This is a genomic window from Pseudomonas silensiensis, assembly GCF_050434865.1.
In the GTDB taxonomy this organism is placed as follows: domain Bacteria; phylum Pseudomonadota; class Gammaproteobacteria; order Pseudomonadales; family Pseudomonadaceae; genus Aquipseudomonas; species Aquipseudomonas fluorescens_W.
This window is the reverse complement of the sequence record NZ_JBNDJH010000007.1, coordinates 149,768-165,089: the sequence shown is the minus strand read 5'-3', so window position 1 is coordinate 165,089 and position 15,322 is coordinate 149,768. Positions and strand designations below refer to the sequence as shown.

The window sequence follows — 15,322 nt, the reverse complement described above, 5'->3', positions numbered from 1 at the left end:
ACTAGATTTCAGACTTATGTCTCAGCTCTTACTCTTGTGCGGCGCCATAGCCAGTTGGCGGGCTCGCTCTATCGTCGCGCGTATTAAACATGTATCAGGAAACTCACCGAATATCGTTGTATACAACTTCGCGTCCATTAGGCATTCCGCATCCCGAAATTTCATCCAGGCTCTCTGGGTATCTCTCAACCCTTTCTGTGCGCTTTCGTTTAAGCGAGTCATACGATCCCGATACACGGAGTTGAGTAGCGCATCGGCATCGATAAGCACCACATTAAGCACTCCATCGGGTGAGGATGGCAATACCACGTCCGCTAACGCCTGCTTAGTCTCATTATTCCAATTGTAGAAGCCGTTTTCTTCGACTCTCAGCAATGCTGATCGCCCATGGTGATTTGTGGGATCGCTCGCACTAACTTCCGAGCGGTAAACAATCGCCAGATAGATAGGATCAGTTGCGCGCTGAGGATCATTGATTAGCGCTTGTCGGATAATTGTCCGCTGTTTCTTGCTCTCAGTTATCTCAATCGAGAAACATGGGTCCGGGCCGGGACGATCAGACGACTTCACCCTCTCCAAGCATTGGTTACGAACTGCCATAGAGGGCGAGTCTGACCCGAAACCTACATCTACAACCCTGACAAGCAGCCGTATTTCTGGATCTTTTGAAAAATCGGCTTGAAGCACGGTCGCAATCATCGTGCCTTCTGCTTTGACGATGGATGGTAGCAACGCAAACAAAATAACGAAGCTGAACTTTAAAATCTTCATTCCCTAACAACCTGAGCAATATACAATAACAAACTAGCGGAAAAGCGGACCACTTTACTTATCGCAAACAAACCCACCACCTACATAAACCCGCGCCTATTACATTTTTTATCGCACAGGTATAATTCCATCCAAATACAACACCCGCTCCAAGCTCATTCTTGCAATACAATTATTCAACTCCATGGTGTATGCGGGCTTATCCCACTCATTTTCAAAACCTTCAAGCGCACAGTTTGTATCACGCAGCTTTATCCAAGCCCGCTGCGAGTCTTTTAACTTACTTAAAAATCCCTTCTGCATTTCAGGCTGAGATTGATACTGAAAAATATATCTGGACTCAGCCCTCCCCATTAATTCTTTGTAACTATTATTGAGCTTTGCATCGGCCTCTTTTTTCGCAAACTCAGAACAAGCAATAGTCGACTCTCCTGCACCGCCATCTTTGCAATCGCCTTGAGCAAAAGCCATTACTGAGAACGAAAGTCCGACTACCACTAATAAACATCTTTTAACGCAACCCAAAATATTTAACATACCATCCCTCTCCAAAATATCAGTTCCAACCATTAAAATACGAATACATCACTCCATAAAACCGAAATCAATCATCCTAAGACTTTCTTCTCCTTAGCATACCGACATGCCGCCTTTCTACTTTACCTACCCGCAATCAACTACTACCCAATCCTCCATACTGCGACACCCTGTAAGAAAACCAACAACATCACTCTCGTCTAGGCTTGTAATTTTGTGGCTTTTCATGGAGTTTCCCCGAGGCGTCTGGATAGCTCATCTGCTCGGTTAAAACCATTAGGGCAGTGGTATACGCTTGAAAACGTGCAGTAATACCATTTACTTTGTTAATACTAGCGGGGTCCGCTACAGGACGACCAAAGTTTACTGTTGCAGCAACTTGTCCAAACGATTCACAACTATAATATATGTGTTCTGCCGAGCCAATTTTTATAGAAACTCGCTTCATCACTGGCTCTTTATCAGCAAACCTTGCAGCTCCTGTCCAAGCCCAATAAGCACCAGCACTCATGGCTGCGTCTAAACCTTTTTTCCCAATGTCATTTCGCCACTGAATTATTTCTGTAGTCAACCCTTTCGGTATTAAAGCTGCATCAGCCAAGTGTCGATTCTCACCTGTATTATTTGCTAACTTCGCCGCTGCAGTAAGTGCCTTAGCCACATCATTAGAAACGACACGACCACGAAATCGCCAATATTTCACGCAGTTATCTGGCCATGTTAACTGAAAGAAGCCTCGCCCATCCCAAGGGTAGTACTTGGCACTCGAGTTACTCTCATATATCTTTCCAAACCATTGCGTCTCTTGAGTTGAGTTCCCAAAAAAAGCCGCCATTCGAAATGGACTATTCGTAACTGTAAACTTTCGTAACGCCTTATTTATGTCATCCTTCATCTGACTAATTGTTGACTGTGACGCACCACCCAAGACCACCGACTCAGAAACAAACTCTTTCTTGCTTATACGCAAGGCACTTGTTGGCAGTAACTGCGTAAGTTCCCGCTCGCTAAGCCATCCACATTTTCTAAACGTTTGAATAAATTCTTTTGGCGGAAAGTGCCAGTGCTTACAACCTATACCTGTCAAACCAGCGTCCTCCCAAAAAGCCATCGCATTTTGGTGGGCTTTCAACTTTTCATAATCACCTTTTGGCATGGGCGGGCCTAGCTCTGACTCTTCCAGCAACCAACCGTAACGAGTATCGAAATCGCTTACCCCCCACTCACTGGGGAATTTGAAAATACAACGCTTCAGTTCGCGCTGGGAAATTTCCCTCTGAATGATGACCTGGTTATGTTGCTTAATCCGGAATTTTTTACTGTAAACGTGCTCTTCTTCTGGCTTTAGAGGCACATGCTTGAAGTCGGGGGCATGGGAGATTTCGACCAAGGTTCTGGAAGGCGGGTACAGCGGATCTTCGTCGAGTTTCAGCAGTTTCCTTAAATAAGGCGACTGACAGTGGCTATCTTCGTCAGTATCGTCATCAATTAATTTCCACCCTTGCCAGTGAGGAAAGTCAGCGTCACTGAAACATGTAACAGTACTAGCGTTAAGATTGAACCAAGCGACCCCACCGGGCAACGCAATCTGACGCCAGTGTGCTGCGTTGGCAGGCTTCAGTGAATCCGGGCCGATTACACGCCCAAAGCGAAGTAATTCATAACCTGCACTAGCACTGCCAGGGTAACGAGTCGCAGCGGTCTCATAGAGGTTATACTCGAAGTCTTTAACCTCTTTAAGTTCACCCACGCATTCGCCATTGAGAATGTAGGTGCTTAAAGTACATTGACCTTGACCATAACGCATACGAATGAACAAATCTTCGGGCGGGCGAGCCACACAGCTTGTCAAGTTATTCGAGTCGGGCCAGGTACTGGGGTGGTCCGAAAAACCCATAACTTCTGACGGCAAGTAAAAATACATATCTCCCCAGCAACTATCGGTACGACCAGGGCTAGTCTGAAAGGCCACCTCCCGTTCTGCTCGACCCGTAAGGTGTTTTATTTGGCTATCGTCCGCAATAATTTCAAAATGAATTTTATTGCCGTCACCATAAATTTTCCCAGCCTCTCCAAGAGTTTCCTTACGATAAACTTGCATCCCTTTTTTCGGATCTTTCACCGTTAATTTTGAAAGATGCATATAGATCGAAAAAAAGACCACCTTCGAATTTGCACCTTCACCGATCTCGGTTTCGTGACGCAAGACAATGCAGCCATTGTCTGTCCAACCACTGTAATTCAATGGGGCGTCAGCATTTGTATCCACAGGGGCGGGCTCGCGAAAATAAGCTAGCGTCCCGTCGGCAATCGCACGTACAGGCAGGACGTGACCCGCTTCTGTTGGTGCTTTTAGGTGTGTTCCACCATGCCAGTTCAGATCAAAACTGATAGGGAAAAAACCATCTCCAGGAGCTCCACATAGCATCGCTCGATTCAGAAATGCTTCGTCGTCCTCTCCAGCGCTGGGAGTTGGAATAAACGGAGGGCTAATCAACATAGGTGTGATCCATATTTAATAAATTTTCAGATCCATCGAACGCTGGCTTCACAGCGATAACAGGTATTTCGTTTTCGGTTTGAGTTCCTCAGACGCATTCCCCAACGCCTGATCCATCAAACTTCCCGCCTTATCCTTATCCGCCGCCCCCGGCAGCACCGGCGGCTTAATCCCAATCCCCGTCCCACTCCCCGCCGATCCACCGGCATTAATTTTCACCACCGGCCCAACCACGGTAATTCCACCCGCATCCAGCTTGATAAAGCTCCCACCCGCCTTAACCGTGAGCTCCATCCCGGCCTCGATCACAATCTTGTCCCCAGCCTTCAGATGAATCTCTTTCCCAACGCTAGTCAGCTGCGCAGTCCCCAGCTTCACATGCTGGTTCTGCCCAATCGTCAGGTGATCATCCATCCGCGCTTCAGTCTTGCGATCCGCAATCGTGGTCCGATGCTCTTCCGCCTTGAGCTCGGTGTAGGTGTTCTTCTCCACCGTGTCATGCCGCTCATTCCCCACCCGAATCTTCTGATCATGCTCAATGTTTTCATCCCAATCCCGCTGGGCATGGATAAAGATCTGTTCCGCACCCTTCTTGTCCTCAATCCGCAGTTCATTGAACCCGCCGCCGCCCGGTGAGCTGAGGGTTTTGAACACGCTGCGGGTTTTGTTCGCCGGCAGATCGTAGGGAACCTGGTTTTCCTTGTGGTACAGGCACCCGGTCACCAGCGGCTGGTCGGGATCGCCTTCGAGAAAGGTCACCAGTACTTCCATGCCAATGCGCGGGATGGCGATGGCGCCATACCGATCCCCGGCCCAACTCGAAGAAACACGCATCCAGCAGCTGGTTTTGTCATCAGCCAACCCTTCGCGGTCCCAATGGAATTGCACCTTGATGCGGCCGTATTGGTCGCAGTGAATCTCTTCACCTTTGGGCCCGGTGACCATGGCCGTCTGGCTACCGAGCACACGCGGTTTCGGGTGTTGCAGCGCCGGGCGGTAGAACACGTCCCACGGCGTGGCGAGGAAGCGGTTGCGGTAGCCCTGGTGGAAGTCGTCCTTGTTGGCGGTGGTGTCGCTGGTGACCGACTCTTCGAGGACTTGCGGTTGTTTGCCTTCGTGGAAGATTTCGGTGAGCAGCCAGAGGTCGTTCCACTCGGTGCGCGGGTGGTCGGACATTTCCAGGAAGTGGCCGCTGACCAGGGTGGTCTGATCGCCGTTGCCTTCGGCTTGGCGGTAGTCGGCGCGGTGGCGTTCGAGGGCGCGTTGGCTGAGGAACTTGCCGCGTGCGCGGTCGATGAAGCGGCCGGGGTAGTCGTAGTCTTCGAGGTCTGGCTCGTCGCTTTGCGCCTCGGGTTTGTAGGCGGATTCGAGTTGCAGGCGCGGTTTTTCGAAGTCGTAGTCGCGGCGGGTGACGCGGCCGGTGCGGGTTTCGAGGCGCAGTTTGAAGCCTTTGATCACGGGTTCGTCGGCGACCATGCCGCTGCCTTGCACGTAAGCCGTTGGCTGCCCGAGTTTCTGGAACACGGTCTGGTCGTCGCCGAATACCAACAGATGACCTTTGGAGCTGTGCTGGAAGTGGTAGTGAATGCCTTCTTCTTCGCACAGGCGCTGGATGAAGTGCAGGTCGGTTTCGTCGTACTGCACGCAGTAGTCGCGATCCGGGCACGGTTGGCTGAGCTGGAATTTGTAGGCGTTGCCTTTGATGCCGTGCTCGTCGAGGATCAGCGCGATGATTTTCGGCGCGGACATCTGCTGGTAGATGCGCTGGTTGGTGCGGTGGTGCAGGTATTGCAGTTGCGGCACCAGGGAGATTTTGTAGCGGGTCAGGCGTTTGCCGGCATCGCCTTGGGCAACGCGGTAGATCTGGCCGTGGATGCCAGAACCCTTCGGATCGAACGCCAGAAAGGCCTGCTTGTGCAGGAGCTTTTCCAGGTCCAGATCGGGGTTTTCGCTGACCAGTTCCAGGTCGAAGCGATACGGCTGGCTGATGCCTTCAGTGCCGGTGAACGACAGCACTTGCAGGTCGCCGACATAGTCTTCAACAGTCAGGCTGAAGTGGGTTTCGTTAGCGGAGTTGAACATTGCTTGCTCCCTGTTCGGTAGTCATCCGTTACGCCCGCAGTCGCAGGCGTTGCAGCAAAGTCGAAGTGGCGCCCAGGGCGTCACGCAATTGGGCGGCGGTGATGGTGCGCTTTGCCGCATCGAAAGCCAGCGCCGTTCGCAGGGCTGGCCAGCAGTGTTTCGGGAGATTCCTGGGGGCGTGCAGCTCGTGTTCGAGGTGGCCGTCGCGGGCCTCGGTCGAGGGCAAGCGGCGGAACGGGTGTTTGCCGCTCGCCAATTCATAGAGCACGCAGGCCACGCCGTACACGTCCGCACTGGCCGTCAGCGGTTGGCCTTCGAGCAGTTCGGGGGCGGCGTAGCCGGGGGTCCAGGCGTTGAAGCGGTGGCGGCTCAGGTGTGGCAGGCCGGGCAGGATGCCCTCTTCGGCCTGGCCCAGACCGAAGTCGAACAGGCGCACGCCTTCTTCGCTGAGCATCACGTTGCTTGGCTTCATGTCACCGTGCAGCACGCCGCGAGCGTGGGTGAAGGCCAGCGCGTCGAGCAGCGGCAGCGCGATGTCGCGCAGTTCTTTCCACGGCAGGCCCAGCGGCCGCTCGCAGAGTAATTTGTCCAGGGTCAGCCCACGCATGAGTTCCATGGTGATGAAGGCGCGCTGGCAGTCGGTGTCCACTTCAAAGCTGTGCAAACGCAGCACGTTGTCGTGGCGCAGGCGTCGGGTCAGGGCGAACTCGCTGTAGAGCAAGGCACTGGCGTCCGGCGATTCGGCAAATTCTTCGCTGAGGATTTTCAGCGCGATGTAAGGGTCGGGATCGCCGAACTGCTCGCTCAGCAGATCCCGTGCGCGGTAAACCGCGCCCATGCCACCAGCACCGAGCAGGCGCTCGATGCGGTAACGGCCTGCGAGCACGTCGGGCATTTCACCGATGCTGGCCTTGGTCGGCGCCAGCGCGGGTTCGGCCTTATGCGGCTTGTCGTTTAGAGACTTGGCGAACGCAAAGTAAGTCAGGTTACTGTCTTGCTCTTCGCTCACCAGCAGGTCGTCGAGCGGCGGCATGAGTTGAGTCATTTTCGGATCACCACAGCAGTCAAGTTGTCCCGGGCCGAGCCACGCAGAGCGCCATCGAACAGACGCTCTAGCGCAACGTGCGGCGCGGTCAGGCTCAGGGCGTTGCCCAAGGCATCGGTGCTCAGCCCCTGGTACAAACCATCGCTGCACAACAGAAACGCATCGCCGGGGTAAACCTCGAGTTCGAGCACGTCCAGCGTCAGCACATCGGCGGCGCCGACCGCACGGGTCAGCGCATGAGCGGAAGGATGCGCACGGGCGTCTTCGACGCTCATGTTTTGCTCGTCGATGAGTTGCTGTTGCAGCGAATGGTCCTTGGACAGCTGATACAAACGCTGGCCACGCCACAAGTAGCAACGGCTATCGCCGGCCCAGATGCAGGCCGCGCGACTACCTTCCACCAGCAGCGCCACCACGGTGCTGCCCATGATGCTGTCGTGGCGCCCGGCCGTGACGGTCAACTCCTGACCCAAGCGGCGGTTGAGCCAGTGCAGGCACTGGCGTATGCCTTTGAGTCGTTCGTCGAAGTCGTCCTGCACCGGCAATTCCGCCAGGCTGGCGACGATCAACTGGCTGGCGATGTCGCCACCCTGATGACCGCCCATGCCGTCCGCGACCACCCACAGCCCCTGCTGCGGGCAGTCGAGGAAAGCATCTTCGTTGCGCGCCCGAACCTTGCCCGGATCGGTACGCGCAGCGCTGCGCCAGGGACTGGCAACCAGCATCAGAGCTGCACCGGCATACGGAAGGTACGCAGCACGCCCATGTCGAACGGGTTCGGCGTGCGTTGGCTCGACAGCAAGTAGTTGGCGCGCAGGCCGCCCACGTCAGCTTTCAGTACCAACACATCGCGACCGCTCAGGTACTCGGTCTGCATCAGGTCGAACAGACGGAACAGCGACCATGGGCCGGTGTTCTTCTCGATGCCGATCGGGCGGCCGGCCATTTTGTCGAGGACCAGGCTGGTGCGACCGTCTTCAGCATCGGTCGGCCATTTGAACGACACCGGCACGATCGGGCCGTGGCGGTATTCGATGGTCTTGTCGCCAAACTTGAACTCGGAACGGCTGACGGCCGGGTCGAGGGTGTACGGCTCCAGTTTGAATTGCACTTGCGGCTCGGCCGGATTGATCGAGAAGAAGCTCTGGCGAATCACTTGGGCCGCCGCCATCTGGTCGAGGTAGACCTTGGAGATCGGCATGCTGTGACCGTCGATGCTGCGCAGACGGTAGTTGCCTGGATCGCCACTCACGAACGGACGCATGTAAGTGTCGAAGAAACGATCGTTGATGCCCTGCGCCTTGAAGAACTCGCGGAAGTCGCTGATCGCAACGTCGCTGGTGCTGTGGGCGCTGAACGGGTAACGCTTGTTGATCGCCTTGCCATAGAAGCTGTACAGCTCGCTCTGATAACGCTGGTTCAGGTACTGGTAGGAATCGTTCAGCACCAGACGCCAAGTGTCTTCAGCCAGGACGTTGAACCACACGCTGACCGGACGCGGCAGACGGTTGGAGGCATTGCGCAAGTTGCTCAGCGCATCACGCTGGCCGCTCATGCGGGTCTTGGCCATTTCGAACGCTGCCTGTTCCGGCGCACTGGCACGAGCGAGGCTCGCCAGTTGCAGTTGCAGGTCGTTGAGCGCTGCGAGTGCCGGGGTCAAATCAGCGGCCGGGCCGTTGTTGTCGTCCAACAAACGGTGCAACGGTTCGAAGCGACGTTGCAGGGATTTCTTCGCGGTGTCGGGCAGGTTCTTGGCCATGTCCGCTGCCTGGTCGGCAGCCGATGCAACCAGTTTGCCGAGTTTTCCGCCCTTCTCTGCCAGCTTCGCGGCCGCATCGGCGGCGTCCTCGGCAGTGTCGGCAGTCGCCGCGAAACGGGTGTTTTCGCGTACTTCCACCAGCAGTTGCAGCACTGGGGAGTTGGCCGAAGTCAGACCCGCCAGTTGCTCAGCGCCTTCACCGGCGTCGTTGATCGGTGGCAGGGCAACCTGGCCGACCGCTTCACTCCAGAAGTTGGCGTAGTCGCGGAAGTACAGTTGCTCCAGTTCGACCATCAGGCGACGCAAGTCCATGCCGCTGATGCCCGAGCCCTCGCCCAGCACCCAGTTGTCACGCAGGATATCGGTGACCAGCGCAGAGCCCTGAACCGAGAAGTACTGCTGATAACCCTGTTGGGTGTAGAAGCCCGGAATCACGTATTCGGTGCCGACAAACAATGAAGCTTGTGGACCCATGTGTTGGCTCAAGCGGTATTCCGGCAGGTTGCGGGCCTGCTCGCGCAGCATCCGGTACACCACGTTGGCGAGCGACTCACTGCGCAATACCTGACGCGCCTGAGCCACCAGTTGGTCGTTCAACGGGTAGATAAACGGCTGCTTCAGCAAACGCTCGAAGTGCGTGTTCAAACCGTTCTGCACCGCCGTGTTGCCGGCGTAACGCTGGGACCATTCGGTGGCAACCCAATCCTTGAGCCATGGGCCGTCGCGACGGTCTTTCATGTTCAGCATCAGGTACGCACGCAAGCTGTTGAGCAGGCGTTCGCGGTCCTTCATGTTGGCGCGGATCTGCCCTTCCAGCAGCGTCGCGACCTTCGGCAGCAGTTGCGCTTCAAGCTCACGCTCGTAGGCCTCCTTGACCACCGGATTGACCTCTTCGCCCTGATACAAACCGCCGCGCTCGTGGTACGACACGTCACCTTTGTTCGGGAAGACCTGAGTCGCCGCGTAGCTGCTATCGAGGGGCTTGAGCACCGCCATGGAGTCATCACGCGCGGTCAGGGCCGAGCGTTGTTGCGTCCAGCTGGTGGCCAGGTTGCGCAGGTTTTCCAGACGCTCGTAGTTGGCGGAGAAACCGCCCGCCCACAGCATGCCGAACAGCGCCAGTGCCGCCAGCGCACCCACGTACAGGGCACGTTGGCCCCAATGGATGCGGCTGCGTTCGCGCTTGTCCAGACCGGCCAGATCGGCTTCCGGGAAGATAACGCGGCTCAGCAAATGGTGAATGAAGCGCGAACGGCCGCTGCGCAAGGTCGGCAGCATGCCAGCGTTCATGCCCAGGTTGGCGCCGATGCCGGCGGTGGTCTGGTCCATTTCTTGAGTCAGGTGCGGTGCGCTGGTCAGGTAGAACCCGCGCAACTGGCTGACACGCTGGTAGCGGTTGCCGGTGAACGCCATGTCGACGAACAGGCACAGGCGCTCGCCGATCTGCCCCAGTTGATGCGGGAAGTCGAGGATGCGACCACGGCGCTGGGTGTCGCGCTCCTGGTGCATGCGCATGATCACTTGGCTGTTGAGGCGACGCAGCAGCTCTTCGAACTCGGCGCGCAGCACGGCGACGTCGGTACCGCTCTGCGCTTTGCGGAAGCTGGTGCCGAGCACCTGATCGCTTTCTTCGCGGGTCAGCTGATCGAAGAACTCGTCAAAACCGAGCAGCTTGTCTGCCTTGCTCAACACCAGGTAAACCGGCACATCGACGTGCAGTTTCTGATGCACGTCTTGCAGACGGGCACGCACCTGGCGAGCCAGGGTGTCGAGGTCTTGCTCGGTGTTGCCCAGCAGCATTTCCACCGGAATGGTCACCAGCACGCCGTTCAACGGACGGTTGCGGCGACGCTTGCGCAGCAGGTCGAGCAAGGTGCTCCAGGCGCTGCCATCGACTTCGGCATCCGGCTGGGTCAGGTAACGCCCGGCGGTGTCGATCAGCACACCGTGGTCGGCGAAATACCAGTCGCAATGACGGGTGCCGAGGGTGTCGCGGGTCAGTTTGCGGTCGATCTTGTTGATCGGAAACTCAAGGCCCGAGAAGTCCAGCAGGCTGGTCTTGCCGCTGCCCTGCGGGCCGATCAGCAAGTACCAAGGCAAATCGCTGCGCCAGCGCTCGCTGCGACCGCGATAGAGGCTCGAGGTCTTCAGGGTTTTCAACGCATCCTTGAAGCGCACGCGAAGTTCTTTCTGCTCTTCGTCGATCAACTCTTCACGGCGGATACGGTCCTGGCCGTCTTCGGTGTCTTCGATAGCCTTTTTGCGTACGCCAGCGCGCCAGCTGACGAAGACCATGGTCAGGCCCCAGATCAGGAACAGCACACTGATGGTCAGCAGGCGGGAGGTCGAACCTTCCCAGAACTTGTAGTCATCCACCGCCAGCAGCGGCCCGACGAACCACACCAGCAGCGCGACAAACAGCACCACCAGCAAGGTCCAGACCCAGGTCTTGCGCAAGAATGCGCCGACTTTCTTGAAAAACTTTTTCATCACACGTCCCTGTTTACGGCTGCGACTGCGGCTGGACCGCGGCCGGATCTAGCTGCTGATAAGGTTGCAGAACGGTTTCGCGTTGCTCGCCCAGTACCCAGGCGAAGCCCGAATACATCACTACCAGGCAAACCACGGTGAACAGCACCACCATCCACGCCGGCACGATGCGCACCAGGCTGCGGCGCTGATCGTTCAAGCCTTCCCAATGCGGCGACAGTTCGCGAGGCACGTCGCCGCGCAACTGACGAATCTGGCGATACAAGGCGTCGCGGATGCCTTCGAGCTCGAGCATGCCGCGGGCTTGCACCCGGTACTTGCCTTCGAAGCCCAGCGACAGGCACAGGTACATCAGCTCCAGCATCGGCAGGTGCTTGACCGGGTTTTTCGACAGGCGATCCAGCAGCTGGAAGAACTTCTCGCCGCCGAAGGTTTCGTTGTGGAAGCTGCTGAGCAGACTCATCTGCGACCATTCGCTTTCGTTGCCCCACGGCGTGGTCACGACGGCTTCGTCGACCACGGTGCAGAGCACGTAACGCGCGGCCATCACCTGGCTGCTTTCGGCGCCGTTGTGCAGCGCCCGCACTTCAAACAGTTTCAGCCCGGAGGTCAGTCGCTCGTTGAGCGCGTACATGTCTTCGCGGGTGTCGCTGTGCTTGAGTCGCACCACTTCCGACAACAGGTCGGACGCTGCGGCCACCAAGGAGTTGAGGCTGATGTTGAAGGATTCCGCCGGGCGCAAACGCGCGGCGTAGATCATCCGTTCTTCGAGCTGTTCAAAACGCGGCGGTGCGGCGAAATCTGTCAGCGGACTCTGCGCCGGGCCGTGGCCCTGGCGGTCGAGCAGGACGGTTTTATCGTCCTGGTTGTGTTCCATGTCCTTGATCATGTCGGTCAGTTCCTGATGGCCCAGAATTTCAGTTCAAGCTCGGCAAATTCGCCGGACACGTGGAACGCGAAGCCGCCGGAGCGCTCGAGTTGTGCCAGGTCTTCGGAACTGAGTTCGAGAATGAAATAGGTTTTGTTGGAGTGGAACGCGATCTGCCGCGGGGCCACCGGCAACGGTTTGACCTTGATGCCCGGCAGATGCAGGTTGACCAGTTGGCGGATGCGCTCCACCGGGCCGACCTTGAGGTGCGCCGGCAAGCGATGGCGCAGTTCTTCGGAATCGCAGTTGGCACTGGCGGCGAGCACGAACGAGGCCGAGCCCAGCAGTTTGTGGTCGTGCAACGGCGAGACGATGATCCCGTACTGGCGCGCTTGCAGGACCAGTTCGATGGCGTGCTGTTCGAGCACCATCGACAGCACCTGACGAATCGCTTCCATCAGTTTGCGGAAGCTCGCGCCCTGATCGCTGTGCTGGTAACGGCTGTCCAGGCGCGGGCGTTTGCTGTCGCTGGAGAAGGTCGCCAGATCACCAAGCATGGTCAGCAGCGTGCGGTACAACTCTTCCGGGTGAACCTGCTCCAGGCCGAGGTAGTGACGCAGCAGCAGTTCGGTGCGGTTGATCAGTTGCAGCATCATGAAGTCGCCGACTTCCGCGCCACCGACTTTGCCGTTCGAGCGGATGCGCTCGGCGATGGTGTCGCCCCGGTGGCCGAGCATGCTGATCACTTCTTTCAAGCACGACAGCAGGTAGCTGGACGAGTGCGACTGAATGTAGGTCGGCACGAAGTCCGGGTCGAGGCTGATCACGCCGTCGGGCGTGGTGTCGAGCACTTCGCAGATCTTCAGTTTCACGTAGGCCTGGTCGCTCTGCTGCTCGCCGAGCAACAGTTTGAAGTCCGGGCGGCCGCAGCTGACCTGGCTGGCAGAGTCGTCACCGGCGTTGGAGTCGGCGACTTCCGCTTCGTACGCGGTGTAGCGCGCCAGCACGTCGGATTGCTCCGGACGACGCGACTCGATGTGGTTGCCGGTGACCAATGGCAGCGCCAGGTAGATCGGCGTGTGACCGGTGTTCGGCGGTACGTCGAGCGCCAGCGGCTCGGTGTTGCCGCCGAGTTCGAACAGGCTGCCGTCCGGCAGAATCCCCGAGGCCTGGCTGATCACCAGTTTGCCCATGTTGAGGAACTGCAAGTCGATGTCCAGGTTCAGGAAGCCCCAGGTGTAGCTGCCCAGCAACTGTGTGCGGGTTTTCATCTGGTGGTCGTAGTAGCGATCGTTGTGCTGGAAGTGCTGCGGACGCAGCAACATGCCTTCCTGCCAAATCACTTTATGGGAATTCATGATCAGTCATCCGCCTTGGCGAGCGTTTCGTTGCTGTTGCGAATACCGGCCTGGTCAAGGGTCAGATCAGCGTCGGTGACTTCCACCGGGGTGACTTGCACCGTGTAGCGCCATTTGGTTTCCGGCAGATCGCGGTAGGCGGCGAGGATGCCGACGTAGCGACTGCCCTCCTCCACGCTGAGTTTCATCTCCACGGTTTCACCTGGACGCAGTTCGATTTCTTCGCTGGCCACCAGGTCCGGGGCCAGGGATTCCTTGGCGCGCTCGTACAGGCTGAAGAAATCAGCGTTCTCGAACGTCACCGGATGCTTAAGCTCGAACAGACGCACGACGATCGGCGATGGACGCCCGTTGAGGTCCGGGTTCAGTTGATCGCTGGCGGTCAGCTTCAGGTTGAGCTTGGTGACGTGGGAATACGGCGACAGCGACGAGCAACCGGCCAGCAGCACCAAGGCCGCGAACGCCGTCAGCGTCTTGAAAAAAGCGGTCGAGCAGCGAGACATGCGCATCATCCTTGGTGGTCGGTGTGAAGGGTGGAAATCAGGCGGATCTGTTCTTCGTAGGCCTGAGCGAAGTCGCGGGCCAGCAGGCGCTCGCTCCAGTCATCGTCCTGACGCAGGGCCTGGTGATAACGACCGTAAGCTCTCCAGCGACTGCCGGACGTGGCGAGCAACGGCTTGTTGTCGCGCTCGAAACGCAGGGTCAATTGCTGTGGCGAGAAGTGTTCCAGCGTGCCGCGAACGGCGGCGCGGCTGGCGGTCAGCAAGGCCACCTGATGCGCCTGCAAATCGCGGAACGCACGGGAGATCGCCTGCTCGGCCGGCAACTGACCCGGCTTGTTCGGCTGCAACAAAATGCCCAGTGCTTCGCCGGCATCGACGGCAAATTTCAGCGGGTTCTTTTGGGTGCCTTGCACGGTGGTCTGGGCCAGGCGCAGCTCGTTTTTCAGTTCGCTGCGGGTGCGCAGGCTCTGCTGCAAACCACCGACGCTTTGCTTGAGCAAGCGTGCAGCGTTCAACGCCAGCGCTTCGCGGGCGTCGTGGTCGAGGCCTTTGAGGTCCACGCCCAGCGCCGTACCGAAGTGCTCCCAGAAACCTTCACTCTGACGCTCGATCGCTTTCGGCGGTGGCGCGGGTGCTGGCTCTGCCGGGGCGTTGATCAGCTCCGGCACCAACAGGCTTTCCATGTCGATACGCGCATAGTCGGCGCGCTGACGGGTGTCCTCGATGGTCGTGCTCGGCGAAATCAGCTCGTCGATTTCCGAATACACGCGCTCTTGCTGATCGAGGGCATTGAGCGGGTCGAGATCGAGAAACGCATCGTCCGGAATGATGCTGCCTGCCACTTGCGGACGGCCGACTTCAACGTCGAAGGTCGCCGGGTCGCGCACCAGTCGCGCCCGGATCTCGAAGTCACCCAGCACGTAGACACTGCCGTGCTCGATGCGCATCGCTTCGCCCTTGCGCAGGCGCGCGCCGCTTTCGCTGTCCTGAATACCATTGCTGCTGGTATCGGTCAGGAAAAACGTGCCTTCGCGGTAGCTGATCAATGCGTGGTGGTTGGACAGGTGACGCTTGCGGTCCGGGATGATCCAGTCGCAATCCTCGCCCCGACCGATCACGCCACCGGCCTGTTTGAAGGTCTTCTGGCACAAATCCGTGGGCACGAACTGCTTGGTGTTCAGCATTTCGAAAACCAGTTCCATGGTGATACTCCTTGCGGTCACTTGCCGCGATTGACCGCCTGCGGATCACCCAATGGGCGATAGGTGTTGTCGTTGTATTTGTAATTGCCGCTACAGCCGCCGAGGCCGCATAGAACGACGAGGGTCAGCAGGACGGCTTGCCAGTGACGAACAGGCATCAGAGGGTCTCCAGGGGTAGACAAAGTACAAAGCGCCGACCCGTTTGGG

12 protein-coding genes are annotated in these 15,322 nt (G+C 57.6%); all 12 read right to left on the bottom strand.

From position 1 onward, the window contains the following. Positions 1–21: 21 nt before the first annotated feature. The 12 genes from QF010_RS12760 to QF010_RS12705 all read right to left on the bottom strand — a co-directional run bounded on the left by QF010_RS12760 (position 22) and on the right by QF010_RS12705 (position 15,273). Entirely contained in the window at positions 22–771 is a 750-nt protein-coding gene (locus QF010_RS12760) for a lysozyme inhibitor LprI family protein (protein ID WP_429533235.1), read from the bottom strand. Positions 772–879: 108 nt separating this feature from the next. Then, the gene (locus QF010_RS12755) at positions 880–1,308 is read right to left on the bottom strand and encodes a lysozyme inhibitor LprI family protein (RefSeq protein WP_429533234.1); all 429 of its coding nucleotides are present in this window, start codon (positions 1,306–1,308) and stop codon (positions 880–882) included. A gap of 190 nt (positions 1,309–1,498) precedes the next feature. Continuing rightward, positions 1,499–3,808 carry a hypothetical protein gene (locus tag QF010_RS12750; protein ID WP_429533233.1) on the bottom strand — a complete coding sequence of 770 codons (2,310 nt, stop codon included), beginning with the start codon at positions 3,806–3,808 and terminating at the stop codon, positions 1,499–1,501. Between the two features lie 48 nt (positions 3,809–3,856). After that, entirely contained in the window at positions 3,857–5,890 is a 2,034-nt protein-coding gene (locus QF010_RS12745) for a type VI secretion system Vgr family protein (RefSeq protein ID WP_429533232.1), read from the bottom strand. A 28-nt stretch (positions 5,891–5,918) separates the two neighbouring features. Beyond that, on the bottom strand, positions 5,919–6,935 hold the full coding sequence (locus QF010_RS12740) for a serine/threonine-protein kinase (RefSeq protein ID WP_429533231.1): 1,017 nt from the start codon (positions 6,933–6,935) through the stop codon (positions 5,919–5,921). After that, complete coding sequence (locus QF010_RS12735; RefSeq protein WP_033059323.1) at positions 6,932–7,660, bottom strand: PP2C family protein-serine/threonine phosphatase; 729 nt, start codon at positions 7,658–7,660, stop codon at positions 6,932–6,934. Before QF010_RS12735 ends, QF010_RS12740 begins: the two co-directional genes overlap by 4 nt. Beyond that, the gene (gene tssM / locus QF010_RS12730) at positions 7,660–11,184 is read right to left on the bottom strand and encodes a type VI secretion system membrane subunit TssM (RefSeq protein WP_429533230.1); all 3,525 of its coding nucleotides are present in this window, start codon (positions 11,182–11,184) and stop codon (positions 7,660–7,662) included. The genes QF010_RS12735 and tssM overlap by 1 nt, the downstream gene beginning before the upstream one ends. Positions 11,185–11,197: 13 nt before the next feature. Then, positions 11,198–12,073, bottom strand: coding sequence for a type IVB secretion system protein IcmH/DotU (gene icmH / locus QF010_RS12725; protein ID WP_429511562.1), 876 nt, complete (start codon positions 12,071–12,073; stop codon positions 11,198–11,200). A 5-nt stretch (positions 12,074–12,078) separates the two neighbouring features. Continuing rightward, positions 12,079–13,410, bottom strand: a complete 1,332-nt coding sequence (gene tssK / locus QF010_RS12720) for a type VI secretion system baseplate subunit TssK (protein ID WP_033059318.1) — start codon at positions 13,408–13,410, stop codon at positions 12,079–12,081. 2 nt (positions 13,411–13,412) lie between these two features. Then, positions 13,413–13,913 (bottom strand): type VI secretion system lipoprotein TssJ, encoded by a 501-nt coding sequence (gene tssJ / locus QF010_RS12715; RefSeq protein ID WP_008150089.1) that lies wholly within the window; start codon positions 13,911–13,913, stop codon positions 13,413–13,415. 5 nt (positions 13,914–13,918) lie between these two features. Then, the gene (gene tagH / locus QF010_RS12710) at positions 13,919–15,115 is read right to left on the bottom strand and encodes a type VI secretion system-associated FHA domain protein TagH (protein WP_429533229.1); all 1,197 of its coding nucleotides are present in this window, start codon (positions 15,113–15,115) and stop codon (positions 13,919–13,921) included. 17 nt (positions 15,116–15,132) lie between these two features. Next, the gene (locus QF010_RS12705; RefSeq protein WP_007894589.1) at positions 15,133–15,273 is read right to left on the bottom strand and encodes a hypothetical protein; all 141 of its coding nucleotides are present in this window, start codon (positions 15,271–15,273) and stop codon (positions 15,133–15,135) included. Positions 15,274–15,322 lie beyond the last annotated feature (49 nt).

What these genes read in the sequence shown, in the direction of transcription:
- QF010_RS12760 (WP_429533235.1), bottom strand. Translation starts at nt 771, where the DNA reads ATGAAGATTTTAAAGTTCAGCTTCGTTATTTTGTTTGCGTTGCTACCA.
- QF010_RS12755 (WP_429533234.1), bottom strand. Translation starts at nt 1,308, where the DNA reads ATGTTAAATATTTTGGGTTGCGTTAAAAGATGTTTATTAGTGGTAGTC.
- QF010_RS12750 (WP_429533233.1), bottom strand. Translation starts at nt 3,808, where the DNA reads ATGTTGATTAGCCCTCCGTTTATTCCAACTCCCAGCGCTGGAGAGGAC.
- QF010_RS12745 (WP_429533232.1), bottom strand. Translation starts at nt 5,890, where the DNA reads ATGTTCAACTCCGCTAACGAAACCCACTTCAGCCTGACTGTTGAAGAC.
- QF010_RS12740 (WP_429533231.1), bottom strand. Translation starts at nt 6,935, where the DNA reads ATGACTCAACTCATGCCGCCGCTCGACGACCTGCTGGTGAGCGAAGAG.
- QF010_RS12735 (WP_033059323.1), bottom strand. Translation starts at nt 7,660, where the DNA reads ATGCTGGTTGCCAGTCCCTGGCGCAGCGCTGCGCGTACCGATCCGGGC.
- tssM (WP_429533230.1), bottom strand. Translation starts at nt 11,184, where the DNA reads ATGAAAAAGTTTTTCAAGAAAGTCGGCGCATTCTTGCGCAAGACCTGG.
- icmH (WP_429511562.1), bottom strand. Translation starts at nt 12,073, where the DNA reads ATGATCAAGGACATGGAACACAACCAGGACGATAAAACCGTCCTGCTC.
- tssK (WP_033059318.1), bottom strand. Translation starts at nt 13,410, where the DNA reads ATGAATTCCCATAAAGTGATTTGGCAGGAAGGCATGTTGCTGCGTCCG.
- tssJ (WP_008150089.1), bottom strand. Translation starts at nt 13,913, where the DNA reads ATGTCTCGCTGCTCGACCGCTTTTTTCAAGACGCTGACGGCGTTCGCG.
- tagH (WP_429533229.1), bottom strand. Translation starts at nt 15,115, where the DNA reads ATGGAACTGGTTTTCGAAATGCTGAACACCAAGCAGTTCGTGCCCACG.
- QF010_RS12705 (WP_007894589.1), bottom strand. Translation starts at nt 15,273, where the DNA reads ATGCCTGTTCGTCACTGGCAAGCCGTCCTGCTGACCCTCGTCGTTCTA.